23 protein-coding genes and 1 riboswitch are annotated in these 23,845 nt (G+C 68.9%); of the genes, 13 read left to right on the top strand and 10 right to left on the bottom strand.

Translation table 11 applies throughout. From position 1 onward, the window contains the following. Positions 1-649 precede the first annotated feature (649 nt). Complete coding sequence (locus tag BLU09_RS26910; RefSeq protein WP_090492464.1) at positions 650-859, top strand: hypothetical protein; 210 nt, start codon at positions 650-652, stop codon at positions 857-859. Positions 860-1,063: 204 nt separating this feature from the next. Here the strand turns inward: BLU09_RS26910 and BLU09_RS26905 are convergent, their stop codons facing one another. The 3 genes from BLU09_RS26905 to BLU09_RS26895 are packed head-to-tail and all read right to left on the bottom strand — an operon-like array spanning position 1,064 to position 3,197. Then, positions 1,064-1,585, bottom strand: coding sequence for a gamma-glutamylcyclotransferase (locus BLU09_RS26905; protein ID WP_090492462.1), 522 nt, complete (start codon positions 1,583-1,585; stop codon positions 1,064-1,066). Positions 1,586-1,605: 20 nt separating this feature from the next. Beyond that, positions 1,606-2,202, bottom strand: a complete 597-nt coding sequence (locus BLU09_RS26900) for a GbsR/MarR family transcriptional regulator (protein WP_011553697.1) — start codon at positions 2,200-2,202, stop codon at positions 1,606-1,608. Next, a complete protein-coding gene (locus BLU09_RS26895) occupies positions 2,199-3,197 on the bottom strand; it encodes a polyprenyl synthetase family protein (RefSeq protein WP_090492460.1) in 999 nt (332 codons plus the stop codon). Before BLU09_RS26895 ends, BLU09_RS26900 begins: the two co-directional genes overlap by 4 nt. 206 nt (positions 3,198-3,403) lie before the next feature. Between BLU09_RS26895 and BLU09_RS26890 the strand changes: the two genes are divergently transcribed. The 9 genes from BLU09_RS26890 to BLU09_RS26850 all read left to right on the top strand — a co-directional run bounded on the left by BLU09_RS26890 (position 3,404) and on the right by BLU09_RS26850 (position 14,236). Further along, positions 3,404-4,894 (top strand): MFS transporter, encoded by a 1,491-nt coding sequence (locus BLU09_RS26890; protein ID WP_090492459.1) that lies wholly within the window; start codon positions 3,404-3,406, stop codon positions 4,892-4,894. 258 nt (positions 4,895-5,152) lie between these two features. Then, positions 5,153-7,156 (top strand): M36 family metallopeptidase, encoded by a 2,004-nt coding sequence (locus BLU09_RS26885; protein ID WP_244172061.1) that lies wholly within the window; start codon positions 5,153-5,155, stop codon positions 7,154-7,156. 95 nt (positions 7,157-7,251) lie between these two features. Continuing rightward, on the top strand, positions 7,252-7,761 hold the full coding sequence (locus BLU09_RS26880) for a TlpA family protein disulfide reductase (protein WP_090492454.1): 510 nt from the start codon (positions 7,252-7,254) through the stop codon (positions 7,759-7,761). 34 nt (positions 7,762-7,795) lie between these two features. After that, complete coding sequence (locus BLU09_RS26875) at positions 7,796-8,098, top strand: hypothetical protein (protein WP_090492452.1); 303 nt, start codon at positions 7,796-7,798, stop codon at positions 8,096-8,098. Between the two features lie 154 nt (positions 8,099-8,252). After that, positions 8,253-8,522, top strand: coding sequence for a hypothetical protein (locus BLU09_RS26870; RefSeq protein ID WP_090492451.1), 270 nt, complete (start codon positions 8,253-8,255; stop codon positions 8,520-8,522). Then, positions 8,523-10,082 carry an efflux RND transporter periplasmic adaptor subunit gene (locus BLU09_RS26865; protein ID WP_090492449.1) on the top strand — a complete coding sequence of 520 codons (1,560 nt, stop codon included), beginning with the start codon at positions 8,523-8,525 and terminating at the stop codon, positions 10,080-10,082. It begins immediately after the preceding gene. A gap of 5 nt (positions 10,083-10,087) precedes the next feature. Next, a complete protein-coding gene (locus BLU09_RS26860) occupies positions 10,088-13,171 on the top strand; it encodes an efflux RND transporter permease subunit (RefSeq protein WP_090492447.1) in 3,084 nt (1,027 codons plus the stop codon). 42 nt (positions 13,172-13,213) lie between these two features. After that, positions 13,214-13,483 (top strand): DUF2277 domain-containing protein, encoded by a 270-nt coding sequence (locus tag BLU09_RS26855; RefSeq protein WP_026114134.1) that lies wholly within the window; start codon positions 13,214-13,216, stop codon positions 13,481-13,483. Positions 13,484-13,594: 111 nt separating this feature from the next. Continuing rightward, complete coding sequence (locus tag BLU09_RS26850; protein WP_090492445.1) at positions 13,595-14,236, top strand: cysteine hydrolase family protein; 642 nt, start codon at positions 13,595-13,597, stop codon at positions 14,234-14,236. Positions 14,237-14,272: 36 nt separating this feature from the next. On the opposite strand, the gene BLU09_RS26845 is transcribed toward BLU09_RS26850, so the two are convergent. The 4 genes from BLU09_RS26845 to sugE form a co-directional block, all read right to left on the bottom strand. Continuing rightward, on the bottom strand, positions 14,273-15,805 hold the full coding sequence (locus tag BLU09_RS26845; protein ID WP_090492443.1) for a methyl-accepting chemotaxis protein: 1,533 nt from the start codon (positions 15,803-15,805) through the stop codon (positions 14,273-14,275). Between the two features lie 200 nt (positions 15,806-16,005). Continuing rightward, positions 16,006-16,707, bottom strand: coding sequence for a hypothetical protein (locus BLU09_RS26840; RefSeq protein ID WP_244172060.1), 702 nt, complete (start codon positions 16,705-16,707; stop codon positions 16,006-16,008). A gap of 174 nt (positions 16,708-16,881) precedes the next feature. Then, positions 16,882-18,081: an MBL fold metallo-hydrolase gene (locus tag BLU09_RS26835; RefSeq protein WP_090492441.1), complete on the bottom strand. Its 1,200-nt coding sequence runs from the start codon at positions 18,079-18,081 to the stop codon at positions 16,882-16,884. 60 nt (positions 18,082-18,141) lie between these two features. Continuing rightward, entirely contained in the window at positions 18,142-18,462 is a 321-nt protein-coding gene (sugE, locus tag BLU09_RS26830) for a quaternary ammonium compound efflux SMR transporter SugE (RefSeq protein ID WP_011553683.1), read from the bottom strand. A gap of 17 nt (positions 18,463-18,479) precedes the next feature. Continuing rightward, a riboswitch (guanidine-III (ykkC-III) riboswitch) is annotated at positions 18,480-18,543 on the bottom strand. A 207-nt stretch (positions 18,544-18,750) separates the two neighbouring features. Here sugE and BLU09_RS26825 point away from each other — a divergent pair. Beyond that, entirely contained in the window at positions 18,751-19,368 is a 618-nt protein-coding gene (locus tag BLU09_RS26825) for a hypothetical protein (protein WP_244172059.1), read from the top strand. 41 nt (positions 19,369-19,409) lie between these two features. On the opposite strand, the gene BLU09_RS26820 is transcribed toward BLU09_RS26825, so the two are convergent. Next, positions 19,410-20,552, bottom strand: coding sequence for a hypothetical protein (locus BLU09_RS26820; protein WP_244172058.1), 1,143 nt, complete (start codon positions 20,550-20,552; stop codon positions 19,410-19,412). Positions 20,553-20,746: 194 nt separating this feature from the next. Here BLU09_RS26820 and BLU09_RS26815 point away from each other — a divergent pair, with 194 nt between their 5' ends. After that, complete coding sequence (locus BLU09_RS26815) at positions 20,747-21,751, top strand: formylglycine-generating enzyme family protein (RefSeq protein ID WP_090492436.1); 1,005 nt, start codon at positions 20,747-20,749, stop codon at positions 21,749-21,751. A 133-nt stretch (positions 21,752-21,884) separates the two neighbouring features. Next, positions 21,885-22,775, top strand: coding sequence for a GNAT family N-acetyltransferase (locus BLU09_RS26810; protein WP_090492434.1), 891 nt, complete (start codon positions 21,885-21,887; stop codon positions 22,773-22,775). Positions 22,776-22,826: 51 nt separating this feature from the next. On the opposite strand, the gene BLU09_RS26805 is transcribed toward BLU09_RS26810, so the two are convergent. After that, positions 22,827-23,426, bottom strand: a complete 600-nt coding sequence (locus tag BLU09_RS26805; RefSeq protein ID WP_244172056.1) for a YdeI/OmpD-associated family protein — start codon at positions 23,424-23,426, stop codon at positions 22,827-22,829. Further along, complete coding sequence (locus tag BLU09_RS26800; protein ID WP_090492431.1) at positions 23,413-23,841, bottom strand: VOC family protein; 429 nt, start codon at positions 23,839-23,841, stop codon at positions 23,413-23,415. The genes BLU09_RS26805 and BLU09_RS26800 overlap by 14 nt, the downstream gene beginning before the upstream one ends. Positions 23,842-23,845 lie beyond the last annotated feature (4 nt).

The following is a 23,845-nucleotide window of genomic DNA, read 5'->3' as shown; positions in this document are numbered from 1 at the left end:
GATCAGCCATGCGGCATCACTGAACGCACGGACATGTAGGCATTGCTGTTTCAGGCGGCACCCGAATCACTGAACATCCAGTCAGCCACAAGCCTCAATCAGGTCGATACGCACCACTGAACGCGCTGTCATGTAGGCATTTGCGACCAGGGCGCCAGCCAGCTCACTGAACATATCAACAGTGAACAGGCCGCGATCAGAACCCCGCGCAACACTGAACACACGCCCATGTGAGCATTGGTGCAATCGAGGGCACTCGCCCCACTGAACACGTCATCAGTAAATGGAGAGCAACCAGGGCCCGGCGTGCCACTGAGACCCACCTACAGCGGCACCGCGATCATGAGTCCCAAAATGCCTGATAGCTCGTTCATGTAGGCACGGCCCAACCGACCACCGCACGCCCCACTGAACATCCAGACAGGCAATCCATCCCGATCAGCCACGTCAGGCCCCTGCCCTGATGTTCATGTAGGAACGAAGGTCTCAGGCCGCCCTGAAAATACCTGATGGTTCGTATATGTAGGCACTCCCCCGCCAGACTCCGACACATCCGCCCGCAGACCAGGCGAGCAGGCGACGCCGCTTGCTCCCTCCTCCATCCGACCCCAGCCTACTTCTGGGCGATCGACTCACCAGGAGGACGGGGATGACGAAGAAGAGGATCATTGAAGGGTACGGCGGGACCAGTGAGCAGCGTCAGCGCCACCTTCAAAACGACAACTTCTCGGAGCGGGCGCCTCGAACGCCGGACGAGACGGAGGCGGTGCGCAGCACGCCCGACAAGGATGGGCGCGAGATCACCATCCATCCCCTGGACTCCGAGGACTCGGACGACCTGTGGCACGGCAAGCCGTGAGCCGAGCCCAGGGGCTGGGTCTCAGCGCATGAACAGGAAGTAGAGCACCGCGCTCAGGGCGATCGACACCAGGATGCTGCCGATACAGCCGAGCCGGTTCGAGAAGAAGAAGAACATACGCGCTGCCCAAGCTGTGCACTCCCAGCGAGGAGGGAAAGCGCCTCGCTGGATTTTGTCCGAGGGCTTACGGAACGCCCTCGTGGGCTACTCGCCGCGCTTCAGCCGCTCCACGTAGGCCGCTGGCAGGCCCGCGGCCTGGGCACCGCGCACCAGCGCGTCCACGAAACGGGTGCTGACCGGACCGTCCGCCGACGCACGCCGCGGATTCGTGACGAACGCCGTGGCCTCCAGCTCCTGCCCATCCACGCGCACACGCACCGGCCGCTCCACGCACATGCTCGTCACGAAGCCTTCCTTGTGCTGGATGATGGGCCAGTCCTGGCCGCGAATCTCGAACAGGCGGCCGTACACCTTCTGGCCCGCGGAATCCGTCAGCCCCGCGACGCGCCCACCCCACCAGCGCGACGGGAAGTCATAGACCAGATCCACATCCACGGCCTCGGCCAGCCGCCCCTCGGGCAGCTCGAAGAAGTCGTAGCTGTGCTGGGACCGCCACTCCTCGAACGCGGCGCGGTCCAGGATGGTCGAGTATGCGAAGTACAGGCGCGTGGCCGACGGGTCCGCGCCCGCACGCGCCTTCATCACCTGATCATAGTGCGAATCCATGTCCGCCCCTTTGACTGAGACTACTTCGAGCCCCGGCGCGCACCGGTGGCCTCGTCCCGGAAGACGGACAGCACACCGGACACATCCAGCCGGGACGTCTTGATGAACAGCCGCAGCGCGCGCTCCACGTGCTCGGCCAGCGTGGCCATCTTCTCCAGTCGCTGAAGCCGGTCCGGAGGCAGCCCCGACTGGGTCTCCGCCAGCCGCCGGGCCTCCGCCAGGTCGGCGCGGATGCGCGCGACGAAGCCCGCCTCGCGCTCCTCGATGACGTGCGTCACCATCCGGACCAGGTCGTTCTCCGCGCCGTAACGCCAGACGGTGTCCTGGGGCAGGCGCACGCGCTGGATGACGCCCCAGCGCTCCAGGTCGCGCAGCAGCATGGAGACCCCGCCCTTGGACAGGTCCAGCTCGCGCTCGATTTCTCCCGCCGTCAGGGGCTCACCGCGCAGGTACAGCAGGGCCCAGACCCGCCCCTGGTTGCGCTTGAACCCCCAGAACTCAATGACATTGCCCACCGCGTCCACCGCGATGGCTTCCCAGGGCGCCAGCCGGCCATCCGCTGGCGGCGCCTCCGAGGCAGGGCTCCCGGGTCCCCCCGTCCACAGGTAGCCTTTCATGCAGCGCGCCCCTGGACTTGTTCGGCGATGCCGGCCGACAGCTTCCGCGCCCAGCTCACCAGCTCCGCGCCCGCGGGCTCCTTGGCGAAGTGGCCCAGCTTGTCGAGCGCCGCCTCGATTTCGACGTTCATCCGCGCCATGGAGGCATCCACGGCGCCCGTGGCCTCGATGGCCGCGCCAATCTCCTTCGTGCGATCGGGCGTGATCGCCGAGAACGCCCACGCGTCCTTCAGCTTGCGCCGCAGCGACTCATCCTTGGCCACCGCCAGGAGGATGGGCATGGACGGCGTGCGCGAGTGCACGTCCGCGTAACGCGGCTTGCCCACGTCCGTGCCCAGGATGTCGCGAATGTCGTCGGCAATCTGGAACGCCACGCCCAGGTGACGCCCGAAGCCGTCAAAACGTTCCACCGCCTCGGGGTGCTCCGCCAGCGTCGCCGCCGCGTTGCCACACCAGCCGAACAGCGAGCCCGTCTTGCCCTCGGCGATGAAGCGCAGCCGGTTGAGCGGCAGGTCCAGGTCGCCGCGAGCCTCTACCTCCGCGATGGCGGCGCGGGTCATCTCGGAGACGACCGACAGCGCGCTGCGCGTCAGCCGCGCGTCCAGCTGGGACAGCTGGTACAGGCCCGTGGACAGGATGAGGTCACCGCTCATCACCGCGACGATGTTGCCCCAGCGCGCGTTCACCGTGGGCCGACCCCGGCGGAACATGCCCGCGTCCACCACGTCGTCGTGCAGCAGGCTGGCGGAATGGATGAGCTCCGCGGCCACGGCCACGTCCACCAGCCGCTCCGCCGGAACGCCCACCGCGCCGCCGAACAGCCGCGCCAGCATGGGGCGCGCGCGCTTGCTGCCGCTGCCCAGGCACAGGTGGCGGGCCGCCTCCATCAGCGTGTCGCCCTTCACGTCCGGACCGGCATCGCCATCCACCAGGGTGCTGCCAAGCCGCTGCTCCACCGCCCCCAGAAAATCCGTCAGCTCCCGAGCCAGATCCATAGTGCGCCGTCTCCTCGTCCGTTCATATAGTTCAAGACCGCTTGAACTGCACCTGATTCCAGCGCTGCCCAGCAGCCAGGCGCGAACGGGTGCCGGAGCATGTGGGACAGCCGCGCCGCTCCCGCCTGGAGAGCGGCCGAGCACCCTGGGGCCCACCGGGGGTGGATTGAGAGGGCCCAGCGGAGCGTGCGACAGAGAGCGGACCTGTGACCCGCGCAGCCTCCCGTCGACAGCTCCTCCGCAGCTTCAGCTTCGCCTCCCTTGCTTCCGCGGTTCCGCTGTTCCGCCCCGGTGCGTCCCTGCCTGGATCGACGGCGCCGCTCCTGGGGGCACCGCCCGCGGACGGGCCCGGACCGATGGTCCGCCCCCATCAGGGACGGTTGCGCCGGACGCTGGGCGTCTCCGTGGTGGAGGGCATGTTCTCGGAGGTCTTCACCGCGTGCGCGGGCGCGACGGTGCTCACCGCCTGGGCCATCGCGCTGAAGCTGGGGCCCTTCCTCGTCGGCGTGATGACGGCCCTGCCCTTCTTCGCGCAGTTCGTGCAGTTCCCCGCGGCCTGGCTGACGGGCCTCTTCGGTCACCGGCGCGTGGCCCTCACCGCGGTGTGCCTGTCCCGCGTGGTGATGTTCCCCCTGGCGGTGCTGCCCTGGCTGGGCCTGCCCTTCGAATCCCAGCAGCGCCTGCTGTTGACGGTGGCCGGCGTCTCCGCCGCGTTGAGCGTGGTGGGCAACAACGCCTGGGTGGCGTGGATGGGGGAACTGGTGCCCCGCGCCGTCCGGGGCCGCTTCTTCGGACGCCGCACCGCGCTCACCACGCTGGCGGGCACGCTGGCCTCCCTCGGCGCGGGCCTCCTGATGGACCGGCTGCGCCCCGCGGACGGCGTGGGCGTGGCCCTGCCGCTGCTCGCGTTGGGGGCGTGCGTCATGGGCATCGTCACCACCCTGTTCATGGCCTCGCAGCACGACCCGGCGCCCCCGGGCACCACCCCGCCCCTGGAGCTCAAGGGCGCGCTGGTCCCTTTCAAGGATGGCAACGCGCGCCGGGTGCTCACCTACCAGGTGGCCTGGAACGCGGCGGTGGGGGTGTCCGCGCCCTTCTTCGCGCTGCACAGCCTCCAGAACCTCGAGATGACCTTCGTCATCATGGCGCTGCATGCCGCGTCAGTGGCGGGCGTCCGCATCCTGGCGGCGCCACTCTGGGGCCGCGCGATTGACCGCTGCGGCGCCCAGCCCGTGTTGATGGCGTGCTCACTGGGCATCGCCGCCATCCCCGCCCTGTGGCTGCTGCCCTCCGCGGGGACGCTGTGGCCCCTGCTTTTCGACGTGCTCCTCGCCGGGGCGCTGTGGAGCGGCCACGGTCTGGCCATCTTCGAGCTGCCCCTGACGGTCGCCCCCCGAAAGAACCGCCCCTTCTATCTGGCGGCCTTCGCCACCGCCGGCGGCCTGGCCTATACCGCCGCGGCCGCGCTGGGAGGCGCCATCGCCGCCGCCCTGCCCACCCAGTTCACCCTGGGCGGCCACGTCTGGGTGAACCTGCACGTGCTCTTCGTGCTGTCCTCGGTGGCCCGCCTGGGCGCGGCCCTGTTGACGGCGCGCATCCCCGAGCCCGGCGCCCACCCCGTGCGCTCCGTGAGAGCGCTGCTGTCGCGCCTGCTCCCGCGGCCAATTCCTGCTCACCGCGCAGCGTTGGATGATTGACATTCGAAAGACGCAACAGCGTCATTGCTTGTCATACTGCGGGACTGTGCAAATCCATTGCACACAACCGCAGAATTCCAGATTAGCTGGCGATTTGCCATTTTCACTCAAAGTGTGATTTCTGCCGCTCCAGCACCGTAGCTCCCAGAGGAGCGCGGTCAACCCGCAGTGCAGGAGCACGACATGTCCTCAGGTCCTTACCGAAGGCGCCTTTTTCATGCGGTGTTTCTCGTGGGAACCCTCACGGGTTCCGCTGCAATGGCAGTCCATTCAGAGGAAGGCATTCGTAATTACGATGCGCGTGATGCCTACAACGCGCAGGCACGGTTTGGCATCTCGTCTGCCCAGACGTCCAGCCAGGCCGCGCTGCGGCAGGCCGTGCCGGAACTGATGGTGGAGTTCGACGAGTCCAACGGCCTGGTGCGCTCGCTCACCAATCCGGTGGGTGCGCTCTCCGGCCCGCGCAGCGGGGACCCGATGGCCATTGGCCTGGACTTCGTGCAGAAGCACCGGGACGCGCTCGGGCTGGGGCTCAACGACCTGGCGAACCTCGAGGTGACGGACCGCGTCTATTCGAAGGTGAGCGGCATCACCAACCTGTACCTGCGCCAGACGTACCGGGGCCTGCCCGTCTACAACGGCCAGCTCCAGATCAACGTGGACCGCGACGGCCGCGTGCTCAGCGTGCATAGCGACTTCCTCCCGGCCCTGGAGTCCTCACTCGCTGGCACCACGCCGCGCCTGAGCGCCGCGGACGCGGTGGTGGGCGTGGCGAAGCACCTGGGCGTCCGCCTCTCCGCGGCGCCGCAGTCCCTGAAGGCCGAGCCCGGCGCGCGTCAGCGCACGCGCGTGGCGGTGGAGGGCCTGTCCACCGAGCCCATCGACGCGGAGCTGGCGGTGCTGCCGGTCCGCCGTGGCGAGGCCCGGCTGGTGTGGCGCTTCCAGGTCCACACCCTGGACAACGACCACGCCTACGACGTCACGGTGGACGCGTCCACGGGCGAGGTCTGGACCCGCTTCGACTGGGTGGCGGCGGATGATGCCTACCGCGTCTATCCCCTGCCGGTGGAGAGCCCCAACCACACCACGCCGCTGCCGCCGTCGGATGGGCGTGTGCTGGTCTCCAACCCTGCCAACGCCACGGCGTCGCCCTACGGCTGGCACGATACGAACGGCGCGGCCGGCGCGGAGTACACCACCCTCCGCGGCAACAACGTCCACGCCTACGAGGACACCAACAACGATGGCCTGCCGCCCGCCGTGCAGCCCAACTGCACCGCGCTCATCCACTGCGACTTCCCCATCACCCTCACGAGCGCGCCCTCCACGTACATCCCCGCGGCCGTCACCAACCTGTTTTACTGGAACAACATCATCCACGACGTCCAGTACCAGTACGGCTTCGATGAGGCGTCCGGTAACTTCCAGGTCAACAACTACGGCCGGGGCGGCATCGGCAACGACGACGTCCGCGCGGAGGCGCAGGACGGCGGCGGCATGAACAACGCCAACTTCATGACCCCGCCGGATGGCCAGCGGCCGCGCATGCAGATGTACCGCTGGAACACGGTGACGCCGAACAAGGACGGAGACCTGGACACCGGCATCATCGTCCACGAGTACGGCCACGGCATCTCCAACCGCCTCGTGGGCGGCCCCAGCAATGTGTCCTGCTTGTCGAACCGCCAGCAGCCGGGCGAGGGCATCAGCGACTTCCTGTCGCTCTTCTACACCGCGAAGGCGACGGACACCGGCGCGCAGGGCCGCGGCGTGGGCACCTACGCCCTGAACCAGCCCACCACGGGCGTGGGCATCCGTCCCCAGCGCTACAGCACCAGCAGCGCCGTCAACACCTGGACCTACGCCAGCATCAACGGCATGGCGGTTCCGCACGGCGTGGGTGCCGTGTTCGCCCAGGGCATGTGGGAGGCCTACTGGGCCCTGGTCAACCACCACGGCTTCAGCGCCAACCTGTACGACGCCACGGGCACCGCGGGTAACCAGCGCATGATGCTGTACTTCACCCAGGGCCTGAAGAACACGCCGTGCAGCCCCACCTTCACCCAGGTGCGTGACGGCATCATCACCGCGGCCACCACCCTGCACGGTGGCGAGGACGTCTGCCGCCTGTGGACGGCCTTCGCCGCGTTCGGCCTGGGCACCAACGCCGTGTCCAGCGGCTCCAGCGGCACGACGCCCACCAACGGCTTCGCGGTGCCCGCCGCCTGCGCTGCCTTCAGCGCGACGGCAGCCAAGCTCTAGTCGTTGAACCCCACCGGGCCGGAGCTCCCTCGTGGGCTCCGGCCTGCTCCCAGGCGCGCATGGCAGGCGCCGCGTCTTGAGGTATCACCCTCAGGATGCGCACGCCTACCGCCTTGAGCCTGCTCCTGCTCGGCCTGTCGCCGCTGACCTGGGCATGCAAGAGCGAGCCCCCACCGGCCTATGTCCGGCTCCAGGGGACCGCGCCCACCGTCGCGGACGCGCCGCCCTCCCGCGCCTTGCTCATCGTGTTCTGGGCGTCGTGGTGTCCGCCCTGCCGGCAGGAGACACCCCAGCTCGTCGCCCTGGCCCAAGCGCCCCCCGAGGACCTCCAGGTCGTCGTCTTCAGCCATGACGAGACGCCCCAGGCGGTGGAGTCCTTCTTCAAGGGGCCTCCCCCCGCGCCGCTCCACCTGCGCCTCGACGTGGACAAACGAGCCGGTGACGCGTTCGGCGTGGACCAGCTCCCCGTCAGCGTCCTCCTGGTCGACGGCCGCCAAGTCGCCCGCTTCTCGGGCCCGCGGGAATGGGATGCCGGCGCGATGCGCCGTCTGCTGGAGCGCCTGATACGCGAACCCCCACCCTCAGCGCCTCGCCCGCTGGATTGACACCGCCAAGCCCCATTTAATAAGCCGGTCCCGGATGCAGTCCCTCCTGCGATTTCTCGCCGTGCTCCTCGTCCTGATGACGGGTGGCGTCTTCCAGACGCTGGCCCTGGCGTCGGACGTGCACGACGAATGCGCGGAAGAGGCATCCGACGAGTGCGAGGACTGCTCGCCCAACTGTGTGCTGTGCGTGTGCTGCCCGCTGAGAGCCGCCCCCGCTCCCGCGGCGCCCACCGCGCGTCTCATCCCGCCGCCCCGGCCGCTGCCCATCCCCTCGCGCGTGGATGAGCCCACGCTCTCCGGCGTGGGGACAGACATCTTCCAGCCGCCCAGAGCCTGACACCGCCCTTCACGGGAGACGTGTGTCTTGCGAGCGCCGTGGCCGGGCGTGCGCGAACGTCCTCCCGCTCCGCCCAAGCCCTGTCCAACCTTCCCGCGCGCCTTCGCGCGGGCCACCACCGCCGTGGGCACACGCCCCGGCAGGAGCGCCTCACATGCACTCGCTGCGTACGCTGTCCGTCGTCCTGTCCCTGTTCGCCGCCCCCGTCCTGGCCGACGAGAGCAAGCCCGCCCAGCCGCCCCAGACGGCCGGGGCCCAGAAGCCGCGCTGCGAGCACGGCGTCCAGAAGAGCCTCTGTGCCCGCTGCAACCCGAAGCTGGCTCCCGTCTTCAAGGCCAAGGGTGACTGGTGCCCCGAGCACGCGCGGCCCGAATCCCAGTGCGTCCTCTGCAACCCGGAGCTCTCCAAGAAGGGCGTGAAGTAGATGCGTGCCTCCCGAGTCGGCCCCAGCGTCCTGGCGGTGCTGCTGGCACTGAGCGCCGCCAGTTGCAGCCAACAAGCGAGTCCCCCCACGGCGAAGGCGCCTTCACCGCCAGCCGCCTCGGGAGGCACGTCCACCCCGTCCGAGGTCGCGCTCTGTGAGCACCGCGTCCCCGCGGAGCTGTGCACCCGGTGCAACCCCGACCTCATCGACGTCTTCAAGGACCAGGACGACTGGTGCGGTGAGCACGGCGTCCCCGAATCCCAGTGCTTCCAATGCAACCCGGGCCTCACCTTCACCACGCGCGACACCGCCCCCAAGGATTGGTGCAAGGAGCACGCGGTCCCCGAATCCCGCTGCACCCAATGCAACCCGTCGCTGGTCGCGAAGTTCATCGAGGCCGGTGACTACTGCCGGGAGCACGGCTTCCCGGAGTCCGTCTGCCCGTACTGCCACCCAGAGTTGGTGAAGGCCGCGGGCGCCCAGCCCCCCACCTTCCCCGAGCCGGGCACACGCGTCCGCCTCGCGTCCGCCGAGACGGCCCGCGAGGCTGGCATCCAGACACGTCGCGCGGTGAAGCGGCCCTTTGCCCGGACCCTGGACGTCGTCGGGCAGCTCGACTTCAACCAGAACCGGCTGGCGCAGCTGTCCGCCCGCAGCGAGGCGCTGATAACGGACGTCCGCGTGGACGTCGGCGACGAGGTGAAGGCGGGCCAACCACTGGTGCTCGTCACCTCGGGGGCCGTGGGCGCGGACCAGGGACGGCTGTCGGCGGCGCAGACGCGGCTGACGGTGGCGCGCTCGGCGCTCGAGCGCGAGCAGCAGCTGGCCACGAGCGGAATCCGCGCACGAAAACACGTGGAGACCGCCCAGGCGGAGGTCGCGGCGGCCGAGGCCGAGCGCAATGCCGCCCGCGCGGCGCTCTCCGCCGCGGGCGCCAACGGCCAGGGCCCGCAGGGGACCTATGCCTTGTCGGCACCCTTCGCGGGGACGGTGGTGGCGCGAGACGCCGTCGCCGGACGCCATGCATCCGCTGGGCAGCCGCTCATCCAGGTGGCGGACCTGAGCACCATGTGGGCCCTGCTGGAGATTCCGGAGGCGGACGCGTTCCAGGTTCGCGCGGGACAGCGCGTCACCCTCACCTTCGAAAGCATGCCCGGCCAGACGCGTGATGCCACGCTCACCCGCGTGGGCGCGTCGGTGGACCGGACCTCCCGCACGGTACGCGCCCGGGTCGAACTGCCCAACCCCGACGGCACCCTCAAGGCCGGACTCTTCCTCAGGGCCCGGGTGCAGGTCGCTCCGGAGCATGAGGCGGTGCTGGTTCCCCACGCGGCCATCCAACGCGCGGAAGGCCAGACGCTGGTCTTCGTGCGCAAGCAACCGGGGCTCTACGAGCCCGTCGCGGTGGAGCTGGGCGCCAGCACGCGCGAGGAGGTGGAAATCGTCAAGGGCCTCTCGGCGGGGGTGGAGGTCGTCACCACCGGCGCCTTCCTGCTCAAGACGGAGATTCTCAAGGACGCCATCGGCGCGGGCTGCTGCGAGACGGCGGGAGGCGAGTAGCCGCCATGCTCACCCGGGTCATCGAATGGTCGTTGTCCCACCGCTGGGCCGTCCTCCTGGGAACGGGGGCCCTCGTCATTTCGGGCCTGCTCGCCTTCCGGGCGCTGCCCATCGACGCCATCCCGGACACGACGCCCACGCAAGTGCAGGTCAACACCGTCGCACCGGCGCTCACGCCCAACGAAGTGGAGCGCCAGCTCACCGTCCCCGTGGAGCAGGCGCTCGCGGGCCTGCCTCGCGTCAGCGAGCTGCGCTCCATCTCCAAGTTCGGCCTCTCCCAGGTCACCCTCCAGTTCGAAGACGGAACCGACCTGTGGTTCGCGCGGCAGCAGGTATCCGAACGGCTGAGCCGGGTGCAGCTACCCGCGGGCATCGCGCCCCCGACGCTCGGACCCGTCGCCACCGGCCTGGGCGAGGTCTTCCACTATCTCGTCAAGAGCCAGACGAAGAGCCTCGAGGCGCTGCGCACCTTGCACGACTGGGTCATCGCGCCCCAGCTGCGCAGCGTGCCGGGCGTGGCGGAGGTGAATGCCTGGGGCGGCGCGGAGAAGCAGTGGCACGTCATCGTCGACCCTCGCCGCCTGCAGCAGTTCAACCTGTCCCTCGGAGACATCTACCGGGCGCTGGAGGAGAACAACGCCAACGTCGGGGGCGGCGTGCTCGAGCGGGGCGGCACGGCGACGCTCGTGCTCGGGGTGGGAGTGCTCGCGGACGGCAACGCCATCGAGGACGTGGTCATCGCGGCGCACCACGGCGTCCCCGTGCGAATCCGGGACGTGGCGCGCGTCGAGGTGGGCCATGAAATCCGGCGCGGCGCCACCACCGCGGATGGCGAGGGCGAGGCCGTGCTGGGCCTGGGCTTCATGCTGGTAGGCGAAAACTCCCACACGGTGACGAAGGCGCTCGCCCAGCGGCTGGAGGACATCCAGCGGACGCTGCCGGAGGACGTGCGCGTGGAGCCCGTCTATGAGCGCACCGAGCTGGTGGACCACGTGCTGCGCACCGTCCGGACCAACCTGCTGGAAGGCGCGTTGCTCGTCATCGCGGTGCTCTTCATCTTCCTGGGTAACTGGCGCGCCGGCCTCATCGTGGCGGCGGCCATTCCGCTGTCGCTCCTGTTCGCCTTCAACGCGATGCTGCGCTTCGGCATCGCCGGCACGCTCATGTCGCTGGGCGCCATCGACTTCGGGCTCGTCGTCGACTCCTCCGTCATCATGGTGGAGAACGCGGAGCGGCGACTCTCCGAGGCCCGGGACGGACGCTCCCTGCTGGAGGTGGTGCGGGATGCCGCCGTCGAGGTCCGCAAGCCCACGCTCTTCGGCGAGCTCATCATCATGGTGGTCTACCTGCCCATCCTCGCGCTCGAAGGCGTGGAGGGGAAGTTGTTCCGCCCCATGGCCCTCACGGTCATCTTCGCGCTCCTGGGCAGTGCGCTGCTCTCCATGACGCTGATGCCAGTGCTGGCCTCCTTCGCACTGAAGCGAGGCGGCGGCCCTCACCATGAGCCACGGCTCATGCGCTGGCTCCAACGAATCTACCGGCCCGTCCTCGAATGGGCGCTGGCCCACGCGCGGGTCACCCTGACCACCGCCGCGCTCCTCATCGTGGGAGCCACCCTCGCCGCCACGCGCCTTGGCAGCGAGTTCGTCCCCCGCCTGTCCGAAGGCACGCTCGTCATCAACACCGTGCGGCTGGCGGAGGTCTCCCTCTCCGAATCCATCCGCTATGGCAGCCAGATCGAGCGGGTGCTGCTGTCCCGGTTCCCAGACGAGGTGCGACGCGTCTGGACCCGGACCGGCACCGCGGAGGTGGCCACGGACCCCATGGGCGTCGAGCTCTCCGACGTCTTCATCACCCTCGAGCCCCGGGAGCAGTGGAAGCGGGCGACCACCCAGGAGGAGCTGGTGAACGAGATGAAGGCCGAACTGGCGGACCTCCCAGGCATGCGCATGGCCTTCCTCCAGCCCATTGAAATGCGCGTCAACGAGATGATCGCGGGCGTGCGAAGCGACGTCGGCATCAAGCTCTTCGGGGATGACCTCGACGTGCTCAAGGCCAAGGCCCGTGAGTTGGAGCCCTTGGTGAAGGCGATTCCCGGTGCCGCCGACGTCACCGTGGAGCAGGTGACGGGCCAGCCCGTGCTGGAAGTCACGGTGGACCGGGCGGCGGTGGCCCGTTACGGGATTCCCGCCCGCTCCGTCCTCGACGTCGTGGAAGCAGTGGGCACGCGCATCGTCGGGGAAGTGCGCGAAGGCGAGCGCCGCTTCGACCTGGCCGTGCGCCTCTCCGAGGAGTACCGCGAGGAGCCCACGCGGCTCGCCACCATCCCCGTGGCCGCGCCCGGCGGCGAGCGTGTCCCTCTGGGACGGCTGACGACCATGAAGGAGACGTCCGGCCCCACCACCATCCAGCGCGAGTGGGGCAAGCGGCGGCTGGTGGTCCAGGCCAACGTGCGAGAACGCGACCTCGGCGGTTTCGTCGCGGAGGTCCGCCGCACACTCGATGAGAAGCTGGAGCTGCCCGCGGGCTACTACATCCGCTACGGCGGTCAGTTCGAACACCTCGAACGCGCACAGACGCGCCTGCTCATCGTGGTGCCGGTCGCGCTGGCACTCATCTTCCTGCTGCTCTACCTCACCTATCAGCGCGTCCTGGACGCCGTGCGCATCTTCGCGGGCGTCCCCTTCGCGCTCGTGGGCGGCGTGCTCGCGCTTCTGCTGCGAGGACTGCCTTTCTCCATCTCCGCCGCCGTGGGCTTCATTGCCCTGTCCGGCGTCTCGGTCCTGGGGGACATGGTGCTCGTCTCACGGGTTCGCGCCTTGCTGGAGCAAGGTCAGACCCTGGGTGAAGCCATCCGTCATGCGGCCGTGTCCCGGCTGCGGCCCGTGCTGATGACCGCCGCGGTGGCCGCCATCGGCTTCGTGCCCATGGCGCTCAACACTGGCGTCGGCGCGGAGGTCCAGCGGCCCCTGGCCACCGTCGTCATTGGAGGCGTCCTGTCGTCCACCCTGCTCACCCTCGTGGTGCTCCCAGTCCTCTACTCGGTCTTCGGTGCCGGGAAGGACACGCCCATGACGAGGACTCCGTGATGCGCAATGGCCTGTTTTCCGGACTCGCTCTACCCTGAGGGCATGTGCCGGAACATCAAGCCCCTGTTCAACTTCGCGCCTCCCGCCACCGATGCCGACATCCGCGCGGCGGCGCTTCAGTTCGTCCGCAAGATTGCCGGGACGCGGACGCCGTCGAAGCAGAACACCGACGCCTTCGAGGTCGCCGTCGAGGAGATCTTCCAGAGCTCGAAGCGCATGCTCGACGGGCTGGTGGCCACCACGCCGCCCAAGGACAGGGCCCGCTTCGAGGCCATGAAGCGCCTGCGCTACAAGAAGGCGGAGTCCCGCTGACGGAAGTGACTCGCCGTCCCCCGGGGCCGTGCTTACCCTTCCGCGCAGCAGCCTCCTGAAGACGGGGTGGATGTGACGCGGAAGGCCAGAACCACGAAGCCACGGCAGCGGATGTCAGCGGGGAGACGCTCCGACACGGCCCTGCTCATCATCGACGTCATCAACGACCTGGACTTCCCCGGCGGCGAGAAGGTCCTCCCGTGGGCCCTGCGCATGGTGGAACGCCTGGGCCCCTTCGCGGCCAGGATGCGGCGGGCCGGCGTCCCCGTCATCTACGTCAACGACAACTTCGGGTACTGGCGCAGCAACTTCCGCGACACCTATGCCCATTGCACCCGCAAGGGGAGCCGGGGCCGGAACGTCGCCCGGGCCCTCAAGCCGGAGCCGGATGACTACTTCATCCTCAAGCCCAAGCACTCGGCCTTCTTCGCCACCTCCCTGGTGCCCTTGCTGGAGCATCTGGGAACGCGGAAGCTCATCCTCGCGGGGTTGGCCACCAACCTGTGCATCTTCTTCAGCGCCCATGACGCGCACATGCACGAATACCAGCTCACAGTGCTGAGCGACTGCTGCGCGGCGGAGAGCGACGACGACCATGACCTGGCGCTCTCCCAGCTCCAGCGCTTCCTCCATGTGCGCGTCTGCCGGAGCGACGAGGTGCATCTGAGCGCGAAGCGCCGCCGCGTCTCAGCGAAGCGCCCCCACGCCACGAAACAGGCGCCACGAAAGAAGGCCGCTCCGTCCACGTCGTAGCGGTCGAAGAAGCTCACCGCTTCTCCAGCGGCGCCGTCAGACGTCGTAGGCGCGGACGACCTGGGAGACGCGCTCGGAGAGCATCTTCAAGGACATGGCGGAGTCACTGGTCGTGGAGATGCGGGACACGGTGTCCGTCATCAGGGTGTTCAGCTCGTTGACCGCGGTGAAGATCTGCTCGATTCCCGTGGCCTGCTGGCTGACCGTCCGCGCGATCTGCCGCGCCGCCGCGGTGCTGTCCTCGACGATGGCGGTGAGCTCCTTCAGCGTCTCGCCGGACGTGCGGACCTGCGCCAGCCCCGCCTCCATGCGCTCGGTGCCTTCGACGGTGATCTCCACCGTGCCGATGATGGCCTGATTGATGTCCTGGAGGATGCGCCGCACCTGGTTGGTGGCGCGGATGGACTGGTCCGCCAGCGCGCGAATCTCCTTCGCCACCACGACGAAGCCCTTGCCGTGCTCCCCGGACCGCGCCGCCTCGATGGCGGCGTTGACGGCCAGCAGGTGGGACTGGTCCGCCAGGTCCTTCACCGTCTCGGTGATGCCGCTGATCTGCCTGGTCCGCTCGCCCAGGGAGGTGATGCGCGCGGCGATCTCCGCCACCTGGTTGCGCACCTCCTCCATGCCGTCGATGCTCGCCGAGACGGCCTCTTCGCCGGTGCGGCTCAGCTGCTCGGCGCGCTCGGCCACCTGAATGACGGACTCCGCGGAGCCCGACGCCAGCATCGCCGTCTGGCGAATCTCCTGCGCCGTCACCTGCGTCTCCTGCAACGCGGCCGCGTGACGCGTCACCATCTCATTCTGCTGATCCGCCGACTCCGTCAGCCCCGACACCGAGTCACTCAGCAGCTCCGTGGAGGACTGGAGCTGATGCAGCAGTTCCTTCAGCTTGCCCACCAGCATGCCCACGGCCCGCGCGAGCTGCCCCACCTCGTCATCCGAGTCGATGCGAATCGTCTGCCGCAGGTCGCCGCGCTCGGCGATATGGCGGACCGCAGAGGAGAGCTGGTTCAGGGGCGACACGATGGCGCGGCTGACCAGGAAGGCCGCCGCGGCGAAGACGAGCAGCGCGACCAGCACGGTGATGCCCACGTTCGCCAGCGCCCCCTCCACGAGCCCCCGCGCATGGGTGCGGTCGAAGCCCACGTGGACCCAGCCGGCGTCATCTGGCACCGGCGCCACCAGGTCCTGCAGCTCCGTGTCCCCATCCCGCAGGACGAGCCCTCCCTCGGAGGACCTCAACTGCTCGCGGGCATCCCGTAGCATCTGGGCCTTCTCACCGGCCACGCCCACCAGCGTCCCACCCGCGTCGAACGCGGCGACGTAGGCCGCCCCACCATGCCGAGCCACGGCCTCCAGCGTCTGCTGGACCTCGTCGTGCGCGCTCCGCTTCATTCCGTCCGCCACCGCGGCGGCGAGCACCGTCGGCAGCGCGCCGCTCAGCTCCCGCCCCTGCGCCTCGAAGGCCTCCTGGAGCCGAGGCACCGTGTAGCCCTGGGTGAGAAGGACGAACAGGAGCGCCACGACGATGGGCGCCAGGGTGATTTTATGGGTGAGTGAGAGTCGCATCCGGCCGTGCCCGATTCGGGCTCAAAACGGGAAATGATGCTCCATCTGACAATCCAGACGCGTCGCATTGTGGGCGTCAGCGTGCGGGGGTGCAATCCCTCGGGAACCCCTTACGCCGCGGGCACAGGCGACTGCTTTCCCAGCGCAAATTCACGCCGGGCATGGACTTCACCCACCACAGCTCGGCATTGAAACCCGAGTCAGAACGTGGCCCCGAACCGCAAGAGGTCCAGGTTCAGGTCCACGATGAACTTGTCTTTCCAGCCACGTGCCGGCTGCCGAGCAAAGAGCCACCCCGGGTCGACCCGCCTGCGCTGCTGGTTCCAGCTATAGCCCACGCCAACGCCGATCACCGGAGCCAGGAAAGAACGCGAGCGGCGGGACGTCTTCCGGTACCCTACGTCGAACCCGAGAGAGACCTGTCCGCCCGTCTCCATCCTCGTGCCCTCCGCCGTGACTGGGATTTCCGTCCCACGCACGGTCTGATGCGTCACCATGCCACTCAGCTTGGGCTGGATGAAGAAGCCATCGCCTCGCTCGCCCGGCCAGGGCGTCCACGCCAGGCCCACCGTGGCCCGAAGGGCTTGCAGGGTGCCGCAACGGGGCACGGCGTCTCCGTGGATGTTGGTGCAGTTCGTGCGAGCCAGCATGGGCCGGAGTTCGAAGACGCCATCCGTTGTCTCCGTCAAGGGCACGTTCACGCCCACCGGCAGCGCGACATTGAGGCCCACGCCCAGGATGGGCCCCACCAGAAGCAGGCCCCAATCCATGAAGGAGGCCGTCCAGATGGCCAGCCCGGCACGCTCCGCGCGAGGGGCCTGCGGCACCGACGCTGCCTCCACGCCTTCAGCCTTCCCGGCGCCTGCGAACAGGAGCACCGCTACGAGGACCGTTCGAATCATGCCCGGCCGCACTGCATGTCTCATACCCAACGACAGACATCTCAATGCATCGTCGGGAGACCTTGAAAACGGGCCGAAGCATGACAAAGCAGTCATACGCGACCGCCGAAGGACCGGGACGTGGTTGTCAGGGTCCCGACTGACGCCGGGTGACGTCAGGGCCTCGGCGATACATCAAGGCGCGTCGCCAGCGACAGCAGCGGCCTGCACCGTGCTCCACCACGCCATGTCCGCGCGCTCCCGCGTCGGCTCCACGGGGCGGCCCAGGACGGGCGTGAGCAGACTTACGCCCCGCTCACGCGCCCCGGCCACCAGTTCGTTCGCGGGCGCATCCCAGGCGTGCAGCGCCAGGTTGAACGTCCCCCAGTGAATGGGCAGCAAGGTGCGTCCCCGCACCATCTCATGCGCCTTCAGCGCCTGCTGCGGCCCCAGGTGGATGCTTCCCCAAGATGGATGAAAGGCGCCCACCTCGAACATGGTGACGTCGAACGGACCGAAGCGGCGCCCCACCTCCGCGAACTCCTCCGTCAGCCCCGTGTCCCCGCTGAAGAAGACCCGATGCTGCGAGCCCAGCAGCGTCCACGACGTCCAGGACGTGCTGTTGCGGTCCGTCAGGCCCCGGCCGGAGAAGTGCTGAGCGGGCGTGGCCACCATGCGCAGGCGGCCCTCCCCCTCTCCCAGTGACACCTCCTGCCACCAGTCCAGCTCCACCACGCGCTCCGCCGGAACGCCCCACTTCTCCAGGTGCGCCCCCACGCCCAGCGGCGCGTAGAACGTCACCTGGCGCGGCACCAGCGCCCGGATGGTGGGCATGTCCAGGTGGTCGTAGTGGTCATGCGAGAGCAGCACCGCGTCCACATCCGGCAGCGCGTCCAGCGGAAGCGGAGGCGGATGGAACCGCTTGGGCCCAGCAATGGTGGACGGCGACGCGCGCTCGCCCCAGATGGGGTCTGTGAGGATGCGGAAGCCGTCAATCTCCACCAGCAGCGTGGAGTGGCCCAGCCACGTCACGCGCAGGCCGCTCTCCGGCGGCTTCGCCAGCGCCGCGGCCACATCCCGTTCCATGGGCAGCGCGGACGGCGGCGTACGCTGCTGGGTGCCGAAGAGCATCTCCTTCAACGTGCCCCAGTCCGGCCCATTCTGCGGCAGCCTGGCACCAGCGGTGTTGATGAAGATGCCGGCCTGGTAGCGCGACGATGCCTTCATCCGCTCCAGGCGCGCCCCATCTGCCCGCGCCCCGAAAGACTGGAGGCCGTCCGTCGTCGTCCACGTGAGGAGGGCACCCACGCCCACGCCCAGCCCCATCACGCCCAGGGCATACCGCCACAGGCCCCGCCGCTTCGGACGACCTCCACCCAGGAACGCATCGCGCATGACCCCACGTGTAGCGCTGCCTTCAAGGCAGCGCCTGGGAAATCAGCACCGAAGGGCCACCTACCGGCCGCTGGTGACCTTCAAGCCCACGATGGAGGTGAGGAGCAACACCAGGAAGAAGACGCGCGCGGGCGTGGCCGGCTCATTGAAGAGCACGATGCCCATGATGGCCGCGCCCACGGCGCCAATGCCGACCCAAACACCATAGGCCGTGCCAATGGGCAGGTTCTTCGTGGCGATCCCCAGGAGCACCATGCTGGCGACGATGGCACCGCCCGTGAGGACGCTTGGTACCAGCCGGGTGAAGCCCTCGGTGTACTTGAGGCCGATGGCCCAACCGACCTCGAGCAACCCCGCGATGACGAGTAGAATCCAGGACATGACGTACGACTCCCGTTGTCGCGTCGTCTTGTCCTGACCGGGTACGGCGCGCCTCGTCCGGGCCAGACACCCTCACGATGAGGCCGCTGGCGCCCCCCTCTATAAAGCCACGCGATTCCCGTTTCAACCCGGCCGGACAATGCCACCGCCCCAAGTGGGGTGCCCGGCGGTGGGACACAGGCACGCTTGGGAGGGCTCGCGGAGATGCCTTGCCGTCTCGCCTTGAACCAGTCTGTCCGCGGCCCCAGCTTCCTGGCGGAACAACCCCGTCTGTTGGAGGCGCTCGACATGAAACGAATCCAGGCACTGGTCGTCGCGGGCGCGTTGTGCGGAGGCACGGCGCTGGCCAAGGACAAGCCCGACATGCGCGGGCTCACCGTCACCGTGGGCGGCGGCGTGGAGGGCTACAGCGGTGGGCTGGCCCCCCGAATCGATCCGGGCGCGGCGTACGGCGCCACGGCCACGCTCAAACCGTCCACCGTGCTGGGCATCGAGCTGGGCTACACCGGCGCCATCAACAAGCTCGACCGGCGCGGCCTGGAGGACCTGGCGCGAAACCCGGACATCGTCCGCAACGGAGGTCAGGCCGTGGCCACCATCGGCCTGACGGCGAGCCCCGTGCAGCCGTACCTCCTCGGCGGCCTCGGCATGAACTGGTACAACGTCCGCCGCGGCGCGGAAGCGCTGGGCTACCGGGACGACACCGCCGGCGCCGTGCCGCTGGGCGCGGGGCTGCGCTTCTACACCGGCTCCTTCACCGCGGACCTGCGGGCCAACTACAACCTCCTCTTCAACCAGGAGCTGGTCCCCACGCTGCCGCCCGCGGAGAACCAGCCCCTGACAGAGGTCACGTTCGCGGGAGGCTCCAGCTACAACGCCACGCTGAACGTCGGCGCCACGTTCTGAGCGCATCGGCATGACCGGGCCCGGAGCCCTCCGGGCCCGCGTCACCTCAAGCCATCGTGGATGAACTTGAGGACGGAGATGAACTGCCGGTCCATCACCAGCAACAGGACCAGTGGCGCCAGCGCCGCCCCCACCACGGCCAGCAGGGCCATCTTGTCCCAGAGCAACAGGCGCATCCTCCGCGACAGCGTGAAGGCCGTGCCGATGTCCGCCAGCGAGGACATCTCCGGCGCCCCCAGCAGCTCCGGCTCCGGTCCGCCCCGAAACCACTTGTGTTCGAACTGCCGTGAGTGCTTGGCCGCGACCTTCGAGAAGTCCTCGTCACCGATCCGCTTCGCCCGCACGAGCTGGGGAACGAAGAAGCTCATCGGCGCGAACACCAGCACCACCGCGCCGGCCGCGATGACCACCAGCGGAATCACGTAGGCCGCGGGGTTGGCCGACAGGTCCTTGGGCTCCACCCGGGACGTGTATGCCGCCACCACCACGGCCAGGGAGAACACCACGGGCGAAAAGCTGGCCTGGCAGACAGGCAGGAACCCGAGCCCGCCCATCATGTCCGGATGTGTCGGAACCAGGGTCAGCGGCAGACGTGACACACGCAGCAGGAAGGCGCTCCACATGACGCCACGCCAGAGCCACCGAAGCGCCAGGAAACGGAACAGGGGTTGGCTCACGGCGAGGTTCCACCACCCCGCCATGGAGAACCCGTCGCCGCTGAGGGTCCACGACCGGGAGGCGTCGGCCGGGGTGATGAACGTGAGGGCATACGCCAGGATGAGCAGCAGCGCCTCCACGATATAGCTGTCCCGCCAGCGCATGGCGCGCCGGGCATCCGCTTCGAACGTCTGGAGGCCATCCGTCGCCACCAGGTTCGAATTGAGGAACTGGCGGACGGCGAAAGCCAGGCGGCCGTCGATGTAGGGCTCCGCGGCGAGGAGCACGGGCAACGCCACCAGCAACTGCGCATGGACCTGGAGTTCCTTGAACAGGGAGCCCACGGTCGGCCCGCCCGAAGGCAGCGTGAAGAGCAGCAGGGGCAACCAGCCGATCGCCGAGAAGGCCAGCGCCCGCAACACGGGGTCATGACGCTTGCGCGGACCCCGCCGGAGCCGGCGTTCGGTCTCGAAGAGCGGCCCGCCCTTCACCAGGGAGAATTCAGCAATCGTCGAGTGCGGGTCCATGAGGGCGCCGTCTCCACGGTGGGGCTGCGTCCAGGACCCCACAAGCGCCCCCAGGCCGGGCGACGACCGGCGGGCGCAGGCGCGGACACGAGGCCTACCCTTGAGGGCCGGATTGTTCCGTGCCGCGTGGCCCCCCACGTTTGCTGCCGGGGCACGGCGCGCCCCTCCGTTCTCGTAGGGAAGGAGGCACGCACATGAGCATCGACGTCATCGACGAAGTCCCGGCCCAGGGCGGCCGGCCCCTCGAGGACGGCGTGGGGCAGGAAGCCCGCTCGCTGCCGGGCATGGTCTACATCCCCGGTGGGACGTTCTGGATGGGCTCGGACCATCACTATCCGGAGGAACGGCCAACGCACCAGGTGACGGTGACGGACTTCTGGATGGACAGCCAGCTGGTGACGAACGCGGACTTCGCGCGCTTCGTGGAGGCCACCGGCTACGTCACCGTGGCCGAGCGCCCCTTGAACCCCGACGACTTTCCCGGCGCGAATCCAGCGCTGCTCGTCCCGGGCTCGCTCGTCTTCAAGAAGACGCTCGCTCGCGTGGACCTGCGCGACCTGACGCAGTGGTGGTTCTATACGGCGGGCGCCTGCTGGAAGCACCCCGAAGGCGCGGGCAGCACCTGGCAGGGGCGCGAACAATACCCGGTGGTACACGCCTGCTTCGAGGACGCGCTCGCCTATGCGCACTGGGCGGGCAAGACGCTGCCCACCGAGGCGGAATGGGAGTACGCCGCGCGCGGAGGCCTGGACCGGAAGGTCTACGTCTGGGGCGACGAGTTCGCGCCGGGTGGCAAGCTGATGGCCAACACCTGGCAGGGGGAGTTCCCCTGGCAGAACCTGAACACGGATGGCTTCGAGGGCACGTCCCCCGTGGGCAGCTTCCCACCGAACGCCTACGGCCTCTTCGACATGGCCGGCAACGTGTGGGAGTGGACCTCGGACTGGTACCAGGAGCGGCACGAGGCGAACGGCGGAAAGCCCTGCTGCATCCCCGTCAATCCTCGGGGCCCTGCCACGTCGGATCGCAGCCTGGACCCGTGCCTGCCGAAGGTGAAGATTCCCCGGCGCGTCCTCAAGGGCGGCAGCCACCTGTGCGCGCCGAACTACTGCCTGCGCTACCGCCCGGCGGCGCGCTCACCGCAGGCCGTGGACAGCGGCACGTCGCACATCGGGTTCCGCTGCGTCGTCCGCGCCTGAGCCGCCTGGAGCTCCAGGACACGCTTCCCGAAGCTGGCATTTCCAGAGAAGGTCTTGCGACGTTGTCGCGGCGCTTCCGCTCGCCGCGATTCCATCCCTATCGTGTCCCCCGCCTCCAACGCCACAGGGACCGATGAAACAGAAAATCACAGGCTTCCACCTCGACCGGGAAGACCACTGGGTGGCTGACCTCGAGTGTGGCCACCGGCAGCACATGCGCCATGACCCTCCCTGGACGGTGCGCCCCTGGGTCCTCGCCGAGGACGGGAGGCGCAGCCGCCTCGGTGTCGAGCTCGATTGCAAGCGTTGTGACGAAGCAGGGCACGCGGTCGCCGAGGCGGTTCGCGAAGCGCTGCGGACGGTGGCCCTGCGGGCCTATGAGGACGGTGGCCTGAGCGGGCTCTGCGCCGAAGGCCGATGGGAGCTTGCCCTGGACGCGCTCGGCGCGGCCGACCTGCGCCCTGTCATCCGGCGCGCGCTCGCCCCTGAGCGCGGGGAGAAAGCCCTCGTGAGCGCCCGGATGATTCTCCGCCCCCTCCTCCCTGACGACGCCAGCGCCATTCAGCGCCTGGCGGGTGACCGCGAGGTGGCGGCGAACGCGGCGGGAATCCCACATCCGTTCGAGGACGGCATGGCGGAAGCCTGGATTGCCTCGCTGGATGCACGTTCCCATGTCTTCGCGCTCAGCCATTCCGAGTCTGGCGAGTTCATGGGCCTGGCCGGGCTGGTGGAGGCCGAAGAGGAGCGCCCTCGCACGGCCGAGCTCTCATACTGGCTCGGCCGCGCGTACTGGGGACAGGGCTTTGGCACGGAGGCAGCCCAGACCCTGGTCCGCTACGGCTTCGAAACGCTCGGGCTGGAATCCCTCCATGCCAGTTGTTTCTCCCGCAACCCCGGCTCCCGGCGTGTGCTGGAGAAGGCCGGCTTTCGCCACGCTGGCCACCAGGCGCGCGCGCTCCGCCATCTGGGGCAGGACGAGGACCTCGATCGCTTCATCCAGGAGCGGAGCCGCTCGCACCCGTGAGCGGATTGCTCCTGGTGGGCAGCATGTGCCCTCGGTGTGCCCCACCCGCGCTCAATCCGCCGCCGCGTCCTGCTCTGCGACGACACGGCGGACCTGACTCGCGCGCCCCTTCTCGGTACGCGCTGTCATTACCTTGAGGATGAGTCCGTACCGTCGCGTCTTGCCAAGCGCCTCGAACACCCGCGCGGCACGCGGGCTCGCAGCCAGCGCTACTGCCAGGTCCTCCGGCACCGTGGCGTTCTTCTGGGACGCGTAGGCCGCGTCCCAGCGCCCATCGGCCTTGGCGGCCTCGACCTCGGCGAGCCCCGAGGGCCGCATCCTGCCCGCGCGTAGCAGCGCCTCGACCTTCCTCACATTCACACAGGACCAGCGGCTGCGCGGCCGGCGCGGGACGTACTTCTGCAGATAGAAGCGCGCATCGAGCGACCTCCGTTGCCCCGAAATCCATCCAAAGCAGAGCCCGACGTCGACCGCCTCGTCATCGGTGAGTGACGGGATGTCCGTCCCCTTCTTCGCGAGCTTCAACCAGACGCCAGCAGGAGCATCGGCATGCGTCTGGAGCCACGCCTCGAACTCCGCCGCATTCCGGAACGCAATCACCGGCGCATCCATCGCCGCGCCCCCACGCACCTCCCGCCTAACGCTGGCCACGGGCACCTCCCAGGACGTCCAGGTAGTGACGGTTGAACATGATGCCCAGTACGTTCCCGAAGGGGTCGATGACCGACGCCGTGACGAAGCCGAGGCCACGCTCGGTGATGCCTTCGAGGAGCTGGGCCCCCAGCGAGAGCAACCGTTCGAGCGTGGCGGCGAGGTCGTCGACATGCCAGTAGACGACCGTACCGCCCCGCGTCGTGGAGAGCCCCGGCGGAGCAAATCGCCGGTCGATGATGCCCAGCTCATACTGGTAATCGCCGATGCGGAACTCGACATATCCGGGACCGCGTCCGGCGGCCTCGCTGCTGAAGTAAGGCTCCACGCCGAGCAGCTCCGCGTACCAGCGCGTCGCCGCTCGAAGGTCATCCGCCCAAAGGTTGAAGGTGCTCAATCCGCGCAAGGTGTTCATGGGG

The organism is Myxococcus virescens (genome assembly GCF_900101905.1).
Classification (GTDB): domain Bacteria; phylum Myxococcota; class Myxococcia; order Myxococcales; family Myxococcaceae; genus Myxococcus; species Myxococcus virescens.
The sequence above is the reverse complement of the archived record's forward strand: the minus strand, read 5'-3'. Positions and strand labels throughout refer to the sequence as shown.